The following is a 15,570-nucleotide window of genomic DNA, read 5'->3' as shown; positions in this document are numbered from 1 at the left end:
CGGGCGTTTTATCGGGTAACTTGAAAATGAGAACTGCAGTAATTGGTTTAGGAAAAGTTGCGGAGCGCATTCACTTACCTGCGTGTAAATCCGTTTCTGAAATCGAATTGATTGCCGCCAGCGACACCAGCGAAGAGCGCCGTCGCTCGATGAAGGAACAATTCTCGATTCCAAATGTATATGCCGATTCGCTGGAGATGCTGGAAAAGGAAAAGCCGGAAATTGTAATCATTGGTACTCCGCCGGAATTTCACAAAGACCTTTGTCTGGCGGCGTTGCGCAGTGGAGCTAATGTTCTATGCGAAAAGCCGTTTGTTTTGACGTTGGAAGATGCAGACGAGGTGATTGCCGAAGCTCGCCGAGTTGGTAAGAAACTTGCCGTCAATACGCAGTATCGATATATGTCGACATACAAGGCGGCAAGAGAGGGCATTGCGTCGGGAGAATTTGGCAACCTCTACTTCATCAATTGCTGGCAACAGATGTATCATCCGCCGGCATTTGAAGGGGCGGAATCATGGCGCTCATCTTTGAAGCAATCTACCCTTTACGAATTTGGATCGCACCCGATCGACTTAATTTGTACATTCTTTGGTGAATTGCCGATCGATGTTTACGCTAATATTCCTCGCGTCAATCCTGATTACGATTCCGATGTCTTTGTGCAGATGACTCTGCGATTTTCAAAGGACCGCCTGGCTAACCTTGTACTGAATCGTGTCAGCCATGCGCCTGAGAAATACTTAGAAATGCGCCTGGATTGCCAGAAAGCTTCGATTCGCATTTCGCTCGGTGGAGTGGCACGAGCCGGCATTGAATTGTCCAGGCATAAGGGTGCAAACCGTCCCGCCTTTAGAATGAGCTTTGTCAAAGGCGGCGAGGCTCGGGTTGAATCTGGCGGCAGCACGCGTGTTCTGGCTCAAGAGCGCAATCCGGCGTTCGCCTCCGCAACAGCATCGCATTTACGCACTTTTTTCAAATCTGGTGAGGGACAGGGCACCGAATTCGATACTATTGAGCACGCTAAAAATGTTCTGCGGGTCATCTTTGCTGGTTACGAATCGGCGCGCACTGGCCAAATAGTGAAACTTTAGTGGTCCTGGGATCGTATAAGGACAAGTTTGCTTTAGTAATCATGAAGAAGCAATCACTAGTAAGAGAAGTAATCGAATCATGAGTGCTGCCCCCATCTCGGTTGTCGTCGCCTCTCAGAATGCGCGTGCCAGTATTGCTGAATGTCTGAGCGTGGTTGTGGATCAGGCGCGGGAACTGAATGCGGAAGTACTGGTAGCTGATGCTTCAACTGATGGCACGGATACGATTGTTCGGGAGCAGTTTCCTCAAGTAACACTGCTTAAGGGGGATGCGACGAAGGATTTGATTCCCCAATTGTGGGGTCTGGGAATGCGCAATGCGGGCGCTCCTATTGTGGCAATTACAAATGCCCAGTGTATTCCTGAACCGAACTGGTTGGCATCTATGCAAAAGGTATTTGATACCACGGATGTTACTGGCGTAGGTGGGCCGATCAACCCACCCATCAATGGTTCCGCCCTTGATTGGGCGATTTACTTCTCGCGTTTTACAGCCTTTATGCCGCCCGTGCAAAGTGGCTTCATTCGCGAGCTTCCCGGCGATAACGTCGCGTATACGAAATCTGGTTTGGATGCTTATTGGAAGGATCGAGAAAATGGTTTTTGGGAGACGCTTTTTCATCATCAGTTGCGCGAGCATCAGCAATCCTTATATATGTCGCCGGATGTGAAAGTTCATCTTGCCCATACTGTAAGCGGTGACGATTTCTGGACCGTGAGGATGAGGCATGGGCGACATTATGGATCGACTCGTCCCAACACTTCAGTTCCTGCCCGTTTCGTGCGGATACTATCGGCACCGATTTTGGTGCCATATTTAGTAGGGCGCATGGGGATGCGGGTTTTGACAAAGCGAAAAGATTTCTTTTTACCTTATTTGAGGGCGTTGCCATGGCTAGTTATATTTACGATTGCCTGGTCGATTGGAGAAGTTCAGGGGTACTTGTCTCCCGTGCATGAGCAGTCATAGCTTTATTGATTGTTGAATGAGTAGATTAGTGTCGATGTAATGAGTGCATCAATGCATGAGTGAAGCAAAAAGTTTTGAGCTGTCGATAGTAGTGGCATGGCAGGCTGCTCAGCCTAATATTGAAGACTGTCTTGATTCGCTTTACGCTCAGCGGACTCACCATAATTTCGAGGTAATCGTCGCATATGGCGGCTTTAAGCCTTCTCTGGAGATATTGTCGAAGAAGTATAGTGATCTGAAAATTCTGGAGCATTCCGAATCTGACAGCATACCGTCTTTACATGGACTTGGATTAGCACATGCTGCTGGAGATTTATTGGCGATTACCGAAGCGCATACAACATTTTCGCCAGACTGGGTTGATACCGCTGTTAGTGTGTCGTCTTCCAATTCTGATGCCGCTATTGGTGGTGTCGTGGAGCCTGGCAAAAATTTGACTTCTGTCGACTATGCTTTATATCTTTGTGATTATGCTCAGTTTGCTTTGCCGCTGGCAACCGGTCCTTCCGACGACTTACCTGGTAACAATATCGTGTTTAAGCGTCAAATCATGGATATGCATCTGAATCGAACTGATCTGGCCAAGCATGGTTTTTGGAAAACTTTTTTCTGCAACGAGCTAATGGAGAAGGGAGAGCAATTGTCCCGGGATTCACGTCTGGTGGCGTACTACAACCGGCATTTGACTTTTAGTGAAGTCATGGAACGTCGTTACCACCATGGGCGGTGTTTCGGAGCTATGAGGTCGGAGGCATTCAATTGTTCAAAGCGGGCAATTTATGCTGCCTCGTGTGCGGCTCTTCCTGCTGTGTTGGCATTGAGGCTTTTCAGCAAAGTGCGCGGGAAGCCTGCCTTGATGTCGAGGTTCTTGAAAGTTCAGCCCATTTGCGAAGCGATAATTTGTGCTTGGATTTATGGCGAGTTTGTAGGCACTGTCGGTGGCGCCGGGGATAGTTGCGGGCGCCTGTGATGCTCTAACTCCTGGAGTCGGAGTTTGTTCGAACTCTGTCTGCTACTTCCGCACAGAGGAGGATTTCTCGCTCGCTGATTGGCGCTTCTTTGCCCTCCAGTGCTGAGCGATAAAACTGGCGAATCAGATTTCTCAAGCCAGGATAAGCGACTTCCTTTTCTGCGCTTCGTTGTACGAGGTTCCGACCGGCGTCAAAAACCAGACTTGAGCCAAACCGAAATGGTTTCAAAATCTTCGAGCGTTTTGAAACTTCGCCAGATTCATATGTGCAAAAGCCATGGAAGAGGTCGACATGTGCGGAGGCTTTGTCTCCCGCTACCGTTAGTTCATTACGGGTTGGACGAGCCCTCAAACTTATTGAGATTCTTAACAAACTATCATCAACGGCTGCGTCTATTTCCAATTCGCCGTTCTCATAACGACGAACGTTGAATTGATCTGCCTCAAGCCGCTCGCCAAAAAATCTATAGAACAGAGAAAGTGGGTGTGGCAGAATTTCCAGCAGGACGTGTTGTCGCTCAGTTTCTGACTTGCCCTCGCCGCCGCTTGTAAATGCTGTGTGAGTCATGCGAACGATTTTGCCCAGGTTGGCATGATTTGCTGCCAGTCTCGACGCGCCGCTCTGGAAAGGCATTTGATGAACCGGAGCGATTTTTAAGCCACTCTCATTTGCCTGTTCGAGAACACGTTTTGTTTGCTCAAAGGTTGAGACCAGCGGCTTCTCTACAAGGCAATGGAGTTTGTGCGTAAGACAAAGTTCTATCGATTCGAGATGATTTTGGTCCGGTGTGCATATGTGAGCGATATTACTCTTGTGTTTGCTGGCATTGTTCTGCAAGCACTCGTCCAGGGATTTGTAGATGTTATGTGCTGCAAATTCGTGTTGCAGTGCTCGGGCTTTCTCCAGATTCGGGTCGACAATGGCCGTGATCGTCGCACCGCTTCGGAGTGCCGAAAAGGCGTGCCAGCGTCCCATTAGCCCTGATCCAACGATTATGACTTTCGGCATGCTCATATCTTAGAAATTGTTTCCTGGTGGGTTCTGAGGGGCGGAATCTAAAATCAGTCAGCGCACGGGCTCTAAAGCGTCAAATTCCTTGCCTGGCGGCATTATCGTGAACTTCCTGGTTCCTTGCGACATTATCGACTATTTCCGCAACGAAACTAGATTCGCTGTCGATGAGTAAAGACTTCACTCGAAAGGGTTCTCCTGGCAGGGTTAAGTGCACTAAAATTCCCTTGATGCAGGCTTCGACTTGTTTAAAACGCTCTCAGGATGCCGGTTTAAATATATGACTCCCCAACTTTCCATAATTATTGCTTCGATCAACGGTCGTGAGTACCTTGAGCATTGTCTCGCTGCGCTGGACAGGCAGGATGGCAATATTGAAGCCGAAGTGATTGTTGCTGACTGCGTTGGTGATGAAGTTACTCGGCTAGTCAGAGAAAAACATCCGCATGTGAAGCTGATTTCTTTTGATCAGAAGCAGAGCGTCCCTAAGCTTCGAGCGACTGCTATCGCTCAGACCAAAGGACAAATAATTGCTATCACCGAAGACCACTGCATTCCTCCTCCAAACTGGTATCAGTCGCTTTTGAGGACTCATGAAGTCAATTCCGCCCCCGCCATTGGTGGCGCCGTAGACAATGGTGCGACGAAGCGGATTATTGATTGGGCTGTCTTCTTCTGCGAGTACAGTAATTTCATAAGTCCGGTCGCTGCAGGTGTTGTGCACGATCTTCCTGGACCTAATGTTTCATACAAGCGTAGCGAAACGCAACACATCTTCGACTCCAATGAAGAGGAGTTTTGGGAAACTTTCGTCCACGGTCAATTGGAATCTGAAGGTAAGCAGTTGTGGTCCGATCCTTCGGTGAGCATGATTCACAAAAAGCACTTTACGTTTTCCGATTTCATTTCTGAGCGCTTCCACTATTCTCGCGCTTTTGCGGGAACAAGAAATGAGTCAATCAGTCTCAAACAACGTTTGATTTACCTTTTCGGCTCGCCATTACTGCCACCAATGCTGATGCTGAGAATCTGGAAACGAGTTTGGGCTAAGAAGCGTCATTTGCCCGAATTTGCGATGTCACTTCCCTATTTGTTGAGTTTTATGGTGGCATGGTCGGTGGGAGAGTTCGTCGGTTATGCAACAGGTCCCGGCGACAGTGCGCTCTATTTGACTTAGATGATTGAAACACCTGCTTTATCTGTAATCGTCGTTTCGTTTAATCAGCTTTCTGTTTTGCGGCAGTGTCTTGCTGCCTTCGATGGGCAATCTCAACTTGTTGGAGTGGAGATAATTGTAATTCGCGATTGGAGCAGCGCAAATGGCACGGACGGCGAAGAGATCAACGCAATCAAGGGGGAGTTCCCGAAGTTTAACTGGATTGATGCGCCCGCTGGTTGCACGGTGCCGGCCATGCGTAAGCTGGCCTTGTCTAAGTGTCGTGGCAAACTTGTTGGTTTTACCGAAGATGATTGCGTGGTTTCCAGCGATTGGTGCGCTAATGTCATTGAGGCTCACAAGTCTGACAACATCGCCATCGGTGGTTCTGTTGAACCTGGTGACTACGCAAGGAGTTTGGACTGGGCTGTTTTCTTCTGCGAATATGCGCGATTCATGCGTCCATTCGCTGGGATAGTTCCGGCACTGCCTGGCAATAACATCACATACAAATCTGAGACTTTGAAGAAGCTGTTGGAGACTGATGCAAGTGGCGGCTTGTACGAAGTTTTCGTCAACGGCGAGCTGCAGAAGTCCGGTCACGAGTTGAAGGCGGATCCGTCCTTTTCAGTGCGCAACATCAATTCCTGGAAGTTGACCAATCTTCTTGATGTTCCGTTTCATCATGGGCGGGGATTTGCTGCGATGCGATTGGAGCGCAAACCTCTTCTCAGTCGATTGCCTTTCCTGGGTATCGCGGTGGTGCTACCAGCGGTGCAGGTGATGCGGATGGGACGGCAAATCATGAGCAAAGGTCGACATGCTGGTGAGTTCTTGAAGTGTTTGCCGCAAGTTGGCTTGTTCTATTTGAGCTGGTCGGTGGGTGAATTCGTTGGCTACTTGCTTGGACCAGGTGGGAGCTTGAAGCAATGGAGATAGACCCGGGCGATGTGGATGCGTGGCGGCGATGTAGATGGGTGGCAAGCGATCGTGATACGAGGCGGCGGTGTGGATGGGTGGCAAGCGATCGTGTTATGAGGCGGCGATGTGTATGGGTGGTAAGCGATCGTGATACGAGGCGAACGATGTTAATGAGAGGATACTGTTGATGCGGGTTGGTGTTGATGCAGCGTGTTGGTCAAATAAGCGCGGATATGGTCGTTTTACGCGCGGGCTTTTGAACGCGCTCGTCGAGTCCAATACTGAGCATGAGTTGGTGTTCTTCGTGGACGCGCAGACTGCAGGTGATGGTGATCTTCCGACTAACGTTCGTACTGTTGTTGTGAACACGGGCGATCGTCCGACATCGGCAGCTTCGGCTTCTGATAGTCGTTCTATAAAAGATTTGCTGGCCATGACTAAAGCTGTTGCAGGTGAGTCGCTGGATGCATTTTTCTTTCCGAGTGTATACACGTATTTCCCCGCCATAACAAAGGGCAAGATTATTCTAGGTGTGCACGATGTTATTGCTGAAGATTATCCTGATCTCGTTTTTCCGGACAAGAAACATCGTCGACTGTGGGCGCTGAAGGGCTGGCTTGCACACAAACAGGCTCACTACATCATGACTGTTTCTGAGCACGCCAAAAAGGGAATTGTTCGCCATTTTGGGCATGACCAGGAGCGGGTATTCGTGATCGACGAAGCTCCGGATCCGGTTTTTACAACACTTTCTCCGGATAAGCTTGATGGCTCGATACTGTCGCAGTTCGGTTTGTCTCTAGACTCGCGATTTCTAATTTATATTGGCGGTATCAATCCACACAAAAACCTGCCTATGCTGGTTCAGAGCCTGGCAGAGATCCGCCGCAGTCCCGGTATGCAGGATGTGAAGTTGGTTGTTGTTGGCGATTTGAAAGATGGATTTACACCCGGTGTCAGTGAGCTCAAGGCGAAGATTGCAGAGTTGAATCAGGAAGACGCTGTTGTCTTTACGGGCTTTGTCAAAGATGAAGATGTCATCCATTTGCTGAATGTAGCGCAAGCGCTTGTATTACCTTCTATGGCAGAGGGATTCGGTCTGCCTGCTGTGGAAGGTGCTGCTTGTGGAATCCCAATTGTTGCGACTCAGAATAGTCCGCTGCCTGACTTGCTTGAGGATGGTGGCATCTTCATTGATCCTAATTCTGTAGAACAGTTGACTGCTGCGCTTCGGACAATGCTCGAGAATCCCGGGAAACGCGATGAAATGGCCCGCGTAGCAACTGCTAAGGCGCAGCAACTGACCTGGCAGCGGTCTGCGGCACAGTTGGATTCTATGCTCAGTCAGGTGGCAAGACAAACTTGAATAAGCTGAAGATTGCAATGGTGACTACTTTCTTCCCGCCACATAATTTTGGCGGCGACGGTGTCTTCGTGCAAAGGCTATCGAATGCCCTGGCTGGTCGAGGGCACGAGGTTCACGTTATCCATGACAAAGATGCATTCTCGCTTGGCAGCAAGGCCCTTGTAGCCAATACAAGTGAGGCACACGATTTAACAGATCCGCGCGTCACTGTTCATTCACTTGATGGTGGAGCAACCGGGAAGCTTGATTTGATTGCAACACATCAGCTCGGACGTCCGTTAGGTAAATCTGAGCAACTTCAGAAGTTTCTCGACCAGAAATTCGATGTCATCCATTTCCACAATGTGTCATTGCTTGGTGGTCCAGGCGTTCTTACTTATGGACAAGGTGTCAAGCTTTGCACTCTTCATGATCACTGGTTCGTGTGCTCTACCCATGTGCTCTGGCGTTTTGACGAAGAACCTTGCAGTCAGCGCACCTGTATGACTTGCACATTGGCTGCACATCGTCCTCCTCAGCTGTGGCGTTACACGGGGGCGATTGAACGAGCTGCGCGTCACGTTGATGCATTCCTTGCGCCCAGTGAATTCGCTCGCGGCAGTCACATTTCAAATGGCTTTCCGGCACCAATTCGAGTTTTGCCGCACTTCCTGGCGGATCCTGCGCTTGATGTCGATCCTGAGCCAGTCCACAGTCGTCCGTATTTTCTTTTCGTCGGAAGGCTCGAGAAGATAAAGGGTGTTCAAGTACTGATCGAACAGTTCTCTCAATTCAAGGATGCCGATTTGATTGTTGTGGGCAATGGGAATTACGAGGAAACATTGCGCGAATCTGCAAGAGGTCTGAAGCATATTCACTTCCTCGGTCGCATGTCGTCAGAGCGATTGCGCGAGTATTATCGACAGGCGGTTGCAGTTCTTGTGCCATCGCTTTGCTATGAAACATTTGGACTTGTGCCGCTTGAGGCTTTCTCTGTTGCGACGCCAGTTATAGTCAACAATTTGGGAGCATTGCCAGAGGTCGTCAAAGATGGTGGCGGTATTACTTATGGTTCGCCTGCCGAGCTGACGGAGGCGATGAAAAAAGTTCTCGGTGATAGAGAATTGCGCGATCGACTGGGTCTTGCCGGACTTTCCAACTTCAAGAGCAATTACAGCGAAAGCAAGCATATCGAGCGGTATTTGAATTTGATAGCAGAGTTACAGAAGAAACATTTGGAGGTTTCATGCCCGGCGAAATAGGAGTATGTCATATAGGTGCTGGATCAATCGGGGCGTTGCGAGCTGCTGCTGTAGCTAAGACGCCTGGGTTGCGGCTCGTTGTTGTCTCTGACATACGGTTGGATGCAGCCAAAGAGTTAGCGAGCAAGTTCGGTTGCGACGCTACTGCCGATTGGAAGATTGCCGCCAGTCGCTCGGACGTTGATATGGTAATTATCTCTACGCCTCCCAGTTTGCATGCTGATATGGCTGTCTACGCTATCGAAAACGGGAAGCATGTGCTTTGTGAGAAACCCCTTGCGCACACTCTTGAGGATGCTGAGCGTATGTGTACGGCAGCCGAAAAGAAGGGAGTTCTTTTAAAAACCGGGTTCAACCATCGTTATTTCGAGTCGATGGCTTTTGCCAAGAAACTGATTACATCCGGGCGTCTCGGCAAGATTTTGACGGTGAAAGCATATGCCGGTCATCCGGGTGGCAAGGAGTTTGGACCCGCCTGGGTTACTGATGGTGCGGTGACGGGAGGTGGAAGTCTTGTCGATAATGGAATCCATATCATGGATTTGACTAGATTCTTCCTGGGCGACGTTGAAGTCGGCAAGGGTTATGTTGCTAATCTTGTCTGGCCGTTTGAAAAAGCCGAGGATAATAGTTTCGCGCTCTTCAGCACTGCAGACGGTGCCAAGGCGTATGTTCATGCCAGTTGGACGGATCCCCGTGGCTACTTCTTCTCTATGGAAGTTGTTGGCACGAAAGGTTATGTGCGCGCTTCCTATCCCCCTATGATGGCAGAGTGGGGAGAAACTCCTGAAGCTGGTATCAGAGCTAAGAAGCACTGGGAGATATTTCCTTTGTTCCAGATCAAGGAGAGACTGTTTTCCTGGCGGTGGACGATTATCAATTCATTCATCAAGGAAATGAGTGATTTTGCGGAAGGAATTCGTACGAATACGCCTGTTGAACCGACCGGACGGGATGGATTGCGTACTATGCAAATGGCACACGCGATTTATCGATCTTCTAAAGAAGGCAGTGAGATTAAAGTTTAATGGTACCGATTCTCACTTATCATTCAGTGGGCAGGCTGAATCCCATTCTCGATACTCCTGTCGAGAAGTTCGAGCAGCATCTCAATGCTTTTGCTGAGAGAGGATTTAAGACGATTACGCTATCCCAGTTGGTGCAACTGATGAAAGCAAAATCAACATTGCCTGAGAAATCTTTTGTCCTGACTTTTGATGATGGGTATCGCACTTTCTATACGGATGCCTGGCCTCTTCTGCAGAAATATGGGTTCAACGCTACGGTATTTTTGATCACTGATTTTTGCGGTAAAGATAATCAGTGGGTGGGACAGCCTGCGTCTGTACCGCGGGCGCCTTTACTGTCGTGGAGCGAGGTTGAAGAACTTGCAAAGGCTGGCTGTGAGTTTGGCGGACATACGTCTACTCATCGTCCTTTGTCTACGCTATCGGGGCAAAAGCTGCAGGACGAGCTGGTTAAGTCGAAAGCGAAGATTATGGAAGTGACGGGGCAGACTGCTTCTACTTTTGCTTATCCATATGGTGATACTTCCGGTGATGCGATCAGTGCGGTACAACAACACTATGAGGGCGCTGTTTCAACCGATCTGGGAATTTGCAGTCTGAGCTCCAACAAATACTTACTGCCTAGAATTGATTCCTATTATTTGACGCAGGAGTGGATCGATAATCTTGAACAGCCCTGGTTTTCTCCCTATTTGAGTTTCAGGCAGATGCTTCGCCGTGTTAAGCGTGTGTTCCAGCCAGATTGGCAACCCGACGAGTATAGAGATGCCGGCAAAAATTGAGTCTATTCTTTGTTGCCCTTTATGCAAGGGGGCGTTGCAGCCTCTGAGCGAGGCGCATCCCGTTTGCGCCGATTCGGATTTATTGAGTGCCGCGAATCCATCAAGTAGTGCGCTTGCCGAGAAGTCTTGTGTTGTGGATGTATCAAGTAGTGAGTCAGGCAGGAAGTCGGGCGCAGCGGATCCATCAAGCAGCGAGACCGCCAGTCCTTCGCTGGCGGCGGAGTCGGAGAATGTGCGTGGGTACGTTTGCAATGCGTGCGCTCGCGAGTATCCACAAATTGCCGGTATTTTGGATTTCCGAATTTGTCCAGATCCTTACATCGACATTGCCGCTGATCGCGCTAAGGCTCTGCGAATATTCAGTAAATCTGCCTCTATGACATTTGAGGAGCTGGTAGCTTTCTACTACTCAATTACACCTGAGGTCCCTGATGATCTCGGGCGGCATTATCTTAATCATCATGTTGCTGGGGTGAAGAGGGGCGAAGGCATTCTGAGTAGAATGCGATCTTATCGCCTGACTAAACAGGCTCATCCTGGTGTGGATTTGCTGGATCTCGGGTGTGGCACCGGTGGGTTCTTGGCAGCAGCACATGCTCAGGGGGCATCTTGTGTCGGTGCTGATGTCGCTTTGCGTTGGCTTGTTATCGCGCGCAGTCGGTTTCGAGATTTAGGGCAGTCAGAAATCACAGTCGTTTGTGCTTGCGCCGATCATCTTCCTTTCGTTTCAGATTCTTTCGATGTGATTTTGGCTGAGAATCTGATTGAGCATTGCAGTGATACCACAGCTGTTTTGTCAGAAGTTAATCGAATTCGGCGAGCCGGCGGAGCATTCATGGCGCGTACGATTAATCGGTTCGCATTTGGACCGGAACCTCACGTCGGAGTCTGGGGTGTCGGTTACTTGCCTCGATCGATCGCCAACAGCTACGTCAAACTCATAAAGGGCATTCCTTATGAGCACATCTACCTCGAGTCCTTCGGCAGTCTGCAGCGAGCTATCCAGTCTGTTGGCGATAGCGCGATCGAGACTAAAGTACCTGTGATCACTGAGGCTGATTATGCTCATCATCCCAGTTGGAAAAAGGCTTTGTTCAAAATCTACTCGATCGTTATGAGCACACCTGTGATTGGTGGACTCATCGCACGTCTTGGACCTTATGTGGATGTAGCATCGAAGCCTGGCAAGGTCGCGTTGTCTGCCAACCCTACAAGGGATTGTGCGCAAAACCCAGCGCAAAATTTAGCTCAAGACTCGACGCAAGATTCAGCGCAAGACCCGGCGCAAGACCCGGCGCAAGATCCAGCGCGAGACCCAGCGCGAGACCCGGCGCGAGACCCAGCGCGAGACCCGGCGCAGGATCCAGCTCAAGATCCGGCGCAAGATGCAGCTCAAAATTCAGCGATCTGCAAATAAAGGGGAACTGCAGTATCACTTTTATGCAATCGATAACAGACGTAGCGATGATTCCAGTCCCAGACAAAAAGACCGACCGAAAGTTTCTTCTTTTGATGATGACTGTTGTTGTCGGATTGTTGTTGGCCGGAATATTTCGGCATGAGATGTGGCGTGACGAGCTCCAGGCTTGGTGTTTAGCTCGAGATAGCGCTACTCTTTTCGAAGTTCAGAAGCATTTGCAGTATGAAGGGCATCCGATTTCCTGGTATGTTCCGCTCTATATGTTTACGCGCTTTACGCACGACCCACTGATTATGCAACTCTTCAATGTTGTTTTGACTGCTGGCGCTTGCTACGTCGTTTTGGCTTATTCGCCTTTCAGCAGGTTGCAGAAGATACTTTTTTGTTTTGGTTACTTCCCCCTGTTCGAATACGGCATAATAAGCCGCAGTTATTCGCTCGAGTTGCTTGCTCTGGTTGGCGTGTGTTGTCTGTTTAGGTTCCGCCGAGAGCATCCATGGTGGCTATTTTCGACGTTGGTTTTCTTGTCGTGCACAAATGCTTATGGGCTAATGTTGTCACTCGCCTTTACGGCAACTGTTTTGCTCGAATACTGGTTGGAAAGGAAAGACGCCGCGTTTCCGATGAAAGTTGCGGCGATTGGCACGGTGTTGGTTGTTGCAGCCGCCGCAGTTACCGTAAAGCAAATGACTGCACCTGCGGACGGATATCATGGCGAGTTGGTGGCAATTAAAGAGGAGCAGCCTAAGCGCTTCTTCAAATCTGTGCGAGCTGTTCCCATCGCGTATTGTCCAATTCCAAATGTCAGTGAGAGAGAATTTTGGAACACGGATTTGATTTCCAAAATAGAGAATGAGCCTTTGACTTATTCTCTTGTAATAGCAGTGGTTTCCTTGTGTTTTTTGTTGCTTCTCTTGAAGCCTGCGGCTTTGTTCTTATATGGAATTGGAACCGGTGGGCTTGTCTTTTTCAGTTATACGCACTTGCTTGGTGGATTGAGGCAGCAAGGTCATTTATTCCTTATTCTGTTATGTAGTTTTTGGATTGCAACAAATGTGCGCTCATGGGAGTTCGGTCCGCCGGCACTGCGTAAACTTTCAAGTGAAAGGGCGCGTTCTATTTTTCTTACGTGCATTTTGTTCTTGCAACTTATTGCTGGTGTTTATGCTTATTATCAAGATCTGTCGCGCCCTTTCTCGTCAGGTAAATTGGTGGCGCGTTTTATCAAGCAAAAAGGTTTGCAAGATATGTTGATTATTGGCAGCAACGATCACGAGATGCCTTCAATATCAGGATATTTGGACAGAAAGATTTTTTGTCCCGAGAGCGGCACCTACATAGGATTTGTCGTCAACAATACCAGTCGGCACAATATCGAGTTCGATGAACTTTCAGCCGCAGTGCGGAAAGCGATGGAGTCCAGGCATGTCAATCAAGCGCTGCTGATTTTAAATTATCCACTTGGTGCTATTCCGAAGGGATTCAAGATCGAAGGACTCAACCAGTTCGATAAGAGTATTCAAGGTGATGAGCGGTTTTACTTGTACCGAATCAGTCGCGATTCGGGTGGTGATCGCAGCGGTGCTTCTAGTGCTGCTTCTAGTGCTGCTTCTAGTGCTGCTTCTAGTGCTGCTTCTAGTGCTGCTTCTAGTGCTGCTTCTAGTGCTGCTTCTAGTGCTGCTTCCAGTGCTGCTTCCGGTGCTGCTTCCGGTGTCTCTTTGAGTGTTGATCGCGGTGGTGCTTCCACTGGTGCTTCCACTGGTGCCGTTCCGGAGAATAGATGAGAGGTCATGTTCGAACGCATCAGGTCTTTGATTGAACTTAAAGCTGGAATTTTTGATTGCTTTACGACTGAGTCTCTTGAAGTAATAGCTATCGCTGAAAGCGAAGCTCGTTCTCTGCGACACTGTTTTATTGGAACCGAGCACATCTTGCTTGGTTTGATTGCTGAGCGTGAAGGTATGGCCGGGCAAGTGTTAACAGCGCATGGTGTCGAGCTTGGCAAGGCTAGACTTGAAGTAGCCAGGCTGCGAGGGGCAAGTAAAGCAAGAATTCCCACCGAGTTACCATTTACACCGAGTGCCAAACGATTGTTGGAGGAGGCTCTTAAGCAATCAAAAAGTTCTGGTCTCAGTTACGTCTGTACTGAACATCTGCTTTTAGCTTTGATCACCCCGGAGCGAGGTGCCTCGGTGAAAGTACTTCGCGACCTGGGTATTTCGTTAGATAATTTGACTGCGGACTTAAAGACTGGGAGTTAGTTCTTCACTACGAGAGCTTGGTACTTGCCATGTGGTGCTTCTGGGCTTGGCAATTCTGGTACCATTGCCGTAGTCACACCTGTTGCTGCTTGCATCAGGCTGCTGATTCCTCAGATCCAAAACGAGAATCAAACATGTCAGAGAATTCCAACGGTCCGTCGGCTGCAAGCGATCCTACCTCTGCGACCAATAAGGATTCAATCAAAAAGCCCGTTTTGATTGGTCTTGGGGTAGCCATGATTGCCTCAGCGGCTTTCAATATTGGCATCTGGTATGGAATGGGTCTGCCGTCGAGAGACAAGCAGAAGACGGAGATTTCCGAGGTCCCCGGCTCAGTGCAATCTGTTACACCCGTAGCTACTGTAGCTTCGACGGCTGATCCATTTGTGGTGACTATTCACCTCACTCCGATTGATCCGACGAAAAAGAAAGGTCCAGATTTGCGTCTGCCGATGATGCCTATGCCGGAATCTCAACCGCGGTCTGCGCAAGACCGAAGACCGATCGGATCGGGCGTTATTATCGGGTCGGATGGTTATATTTTGACCAGTTCTCATGTTTTGCACGCTAATTTTGACGTGCGCGTAACTTTGAACGATAAGCGTACATTTGATGCCAAGATAGTCGGCAAAGACCCATTTATGGACTTGGCTGTGATTAAGATTGAAGCGACTGGCTTACCTGTGGCGAAATTCGGTGACAGCTCGAAAATGCGTGTAGGCGACTGGGCGATTGCAGTAGGAAGTCCTTATGGTTTCGATCACAGCGTCACGCTTGGCATTATCAGCGGCATCGGACGGTCTCTCGAGCAGATGAATAATAATACTGAGATGATCCAGACTGATGCCGCGCTGAACCATGGGAATTCAGGTGGACCGCTGTTGAATGCGCAAGGCGAAGTGATTGGAATAAATACAGCGGTGCGAAACCAGGCGCAGAATATATCGTTTGCAATTCCTGCTGAGCGGGCTCAGTCCATTGCTAAGGAACTTGAGGCGCATGGAAGCATTGCACGTCCTTATCTGGGCATTCACATGACTGATATCGATGCGCAAACTGCCAAAGCAATGGGGTACCCAGACGAAGCCTGCGTGATAGTGGCGTATGTGATGCCTGATTCACCGTGCCAGAAGGCAGGACTCGATCAGTATGATTTGATTGAGAAGGTCGATGAAACGCCTGTTAAATCAGCCATAGACGTGCGCAAAATTATTCAACAGCATAAGCCAAACGACGTACTGGCATTCTCACTGTCTCGCAAAGACGGGCATGAGGTCCGAAAGGTAAAACTCGGCACTTATCCAGAAAATCTTAGTTACTAAGAGCAGTCGATTCGGGTATTTAGTCTT

The 15,570-nt window shown here is 49.1% G+C and carries 13 protein-coding genes and 1 pseudogene; 13 read left to right on the top strand and 1 reads right to left on the bottom strand.

The features are described 5' to 3' along the window. The first annotated feature begins 26 nt into the window (after positions 1-26). The 3 genes from EKK48_30345 to EKK48_30335 all read left to right on the top strand — a co-directional run bounded on the left by EKK48_30345 (position 27) and on the right by EKK48_30335 (position 3,034). Entirely contained in the window at positions 27-1,094 is a 1,068-nt protein-coding gene (locus EKK48_30345; GenBank protein RTL34880.1) for a Gfo/Idh/MocA family oxidoreductase, read from the top strand. Between the two features lie 79 nt (positions 1,095-1,173). Then, positions 1,174-2,064 (top strand): glycosyltransferase, encoded by an 891-nt coding sequence (locus tag EKK48_30340; GenBank protein RTL34879.1) that lies wholly within the window; start codon positions 1,174-1,176, stop codon positions 2,062-2,064. Between the two features lie 55 nt (positions 2,065-2,119). After that, positions 2,120-3,034, top strand: a complete 915-nt coding sequence (locus EKK48_30335; GenBank protein ID RTL34878.1) for a glycosyltransferase — start codon at positions 2,120-2,122, stop codon at positions 3,032-3,034. 4 nt (positions 3,035-3,038) lie between these two features. Here the strand turns inward: EKK48_30335 and EKK48_30330 are convergent, their stop codons facing one another. After that, on the bottom strand, positions 3,039-4,049 hold the full coding sequence (locus EKK48_30330) for a Gfo/Idh/MocA family oxidoreductase (protein ID RTL34877.1): 1,011 nt from the start codon (positions 4,047-4,049) through the stop codon (positions 3,039-3,041). A 277-nt stretch (positions 4,050-4,326) separates the two neighbouring features. Between EKK48_30330 and EKK48_30325 the strand changes: the two genes are divergently transcribed. The 10 genes and pseudogenes from EKK48_30325 to EKK48_30280 all read left to right on the top strand — a co-directional run bounded on the left by EKK48_30325 (position 4,327) and on the right by EKK48_30280 (position 15,543). Next, positions 4,327-5,223, top strand: coding sequence for a glycosyltransferase (locus tag EKK48_30325; GenBank protein RTL34876.1), 897 nt, complete (start codon positions 4,327-4,329; stop codon positions 5,221-5,223). Further along, positions 5,224-6,141, top strand: coding sequence for a glycosyltransferase (locus tag EKK48_30320; protein ID RTL34875.1), 918 nt, complete (start codon positions 5,224-5,226; stop codon positions 6,139-6,141). 169 nt (positions 6,142-6,310) lie between these two features. Next, positions 6,311-7,489 carry a glycosyltransferase family 1 protein gene (locus EKK48_30315; GenBank protein RTL34874.1) on the top strand — a complete coding sequence of 393 codons (1,179 nt, stop codon included), beginning with the start codon at positions 6,311-6,313 and terminating at the stop codon, positions 7,487-7,489. Beyond that, a complete protein-coding gene (locus EKK48_30310; protein RTL34873.1) occupies positions 7,486-8,730 on the top strand; it encodes a glycosyltransferase in 1,245 nt (414 codons plus the stop codon). Before EKK48_30315 ends, EKK48_30310 begins: the two co-directional genes overlap by 4 nt. Then, positions 8,715-9,758, top strand: a complete 1,044-nt coding sequence (locus tag EKK48_30305; protein ID RTL34872.1) for a Gfo/Idh/MocA family oxidoreductase — start codon at positions 8,715-8,717, stop codon at positions 9,756-9,758. The genes EKK48_30310 and EKK48_30305 overlap by 16 nt, the downstream gene beginning before the upstream one ends. Further along, on the top strand, positions 9,758-10,540 hold the full coding sequence (locus EKK48_30300) for a polysaccharide deacetylase family protein (GenBank protein RTL34871.1): 783 nt from the start codon (positions 9,758-9,760) through the stop codon (positions 10,538-10,540). The genes EKK48_30305 and EKK48_30300 overlap by 1 nt, the downstream gene beginning before the upstream one ends. Next, positions 10,524-11,957: a methyltransferase domain-containing protein gene (locus tag EKK48_30295; protein RTL34870.1), complete on the top strand. Its 1,434-nt coding sequence runs from the start codon at positions 10,524-10,526 to the stop codon at positions 11,955-11,957. The genes EKK48_30300 and EKK48_30295 overlap by 17 nt, the downstream gene beginning before the upstream one ends. Positions 11,958-13,537: 1,580 nt before the next feature. Next, positions 13,538-13,669 (top strand): annotated as a pseudogene (locus EKK48_30290) (FliK family flagellar hook-length control protein). 81 nt (positions 13,670-13,750) lie between these two features. Continuing rightward, entirely contained in the window at positions 13,751-14,221 is a 471-nt protein-coding gene (locus EKK48_30285; protein RTL34869.1) for a hypothetical protein, read from the top strand. Positions 14,222-14,250: 29 nt separating this feature from the next. After that, positions 14,251-15,543 carry a trypsin-like serine protease gene (locus EKK48_30280; protein RTL34868.1) on the top strand — a complete coding sequence of 431 codons (1,293 nt, stop codon included), beginning with the start codon at positions 14,251-14,253 and terminating at the stop codon, positions 15,541-15,543. Positions 15,544-15,570: the final 27 nt, after the last annotated feature.

Source organism: Candidatus Melainabacteria bacterium, from assembly GCA_003963305.1.
Taxonomy (GTDB): domain Bacteria; phylum Cyanobacteriota; class Vampirovibrionia; order Obscuribacterales; family Obscuribacteraceae; genus PALSA-1081.
This window is presented reverse-complemented; position numbering and strand designations above follow the sequence as displayed.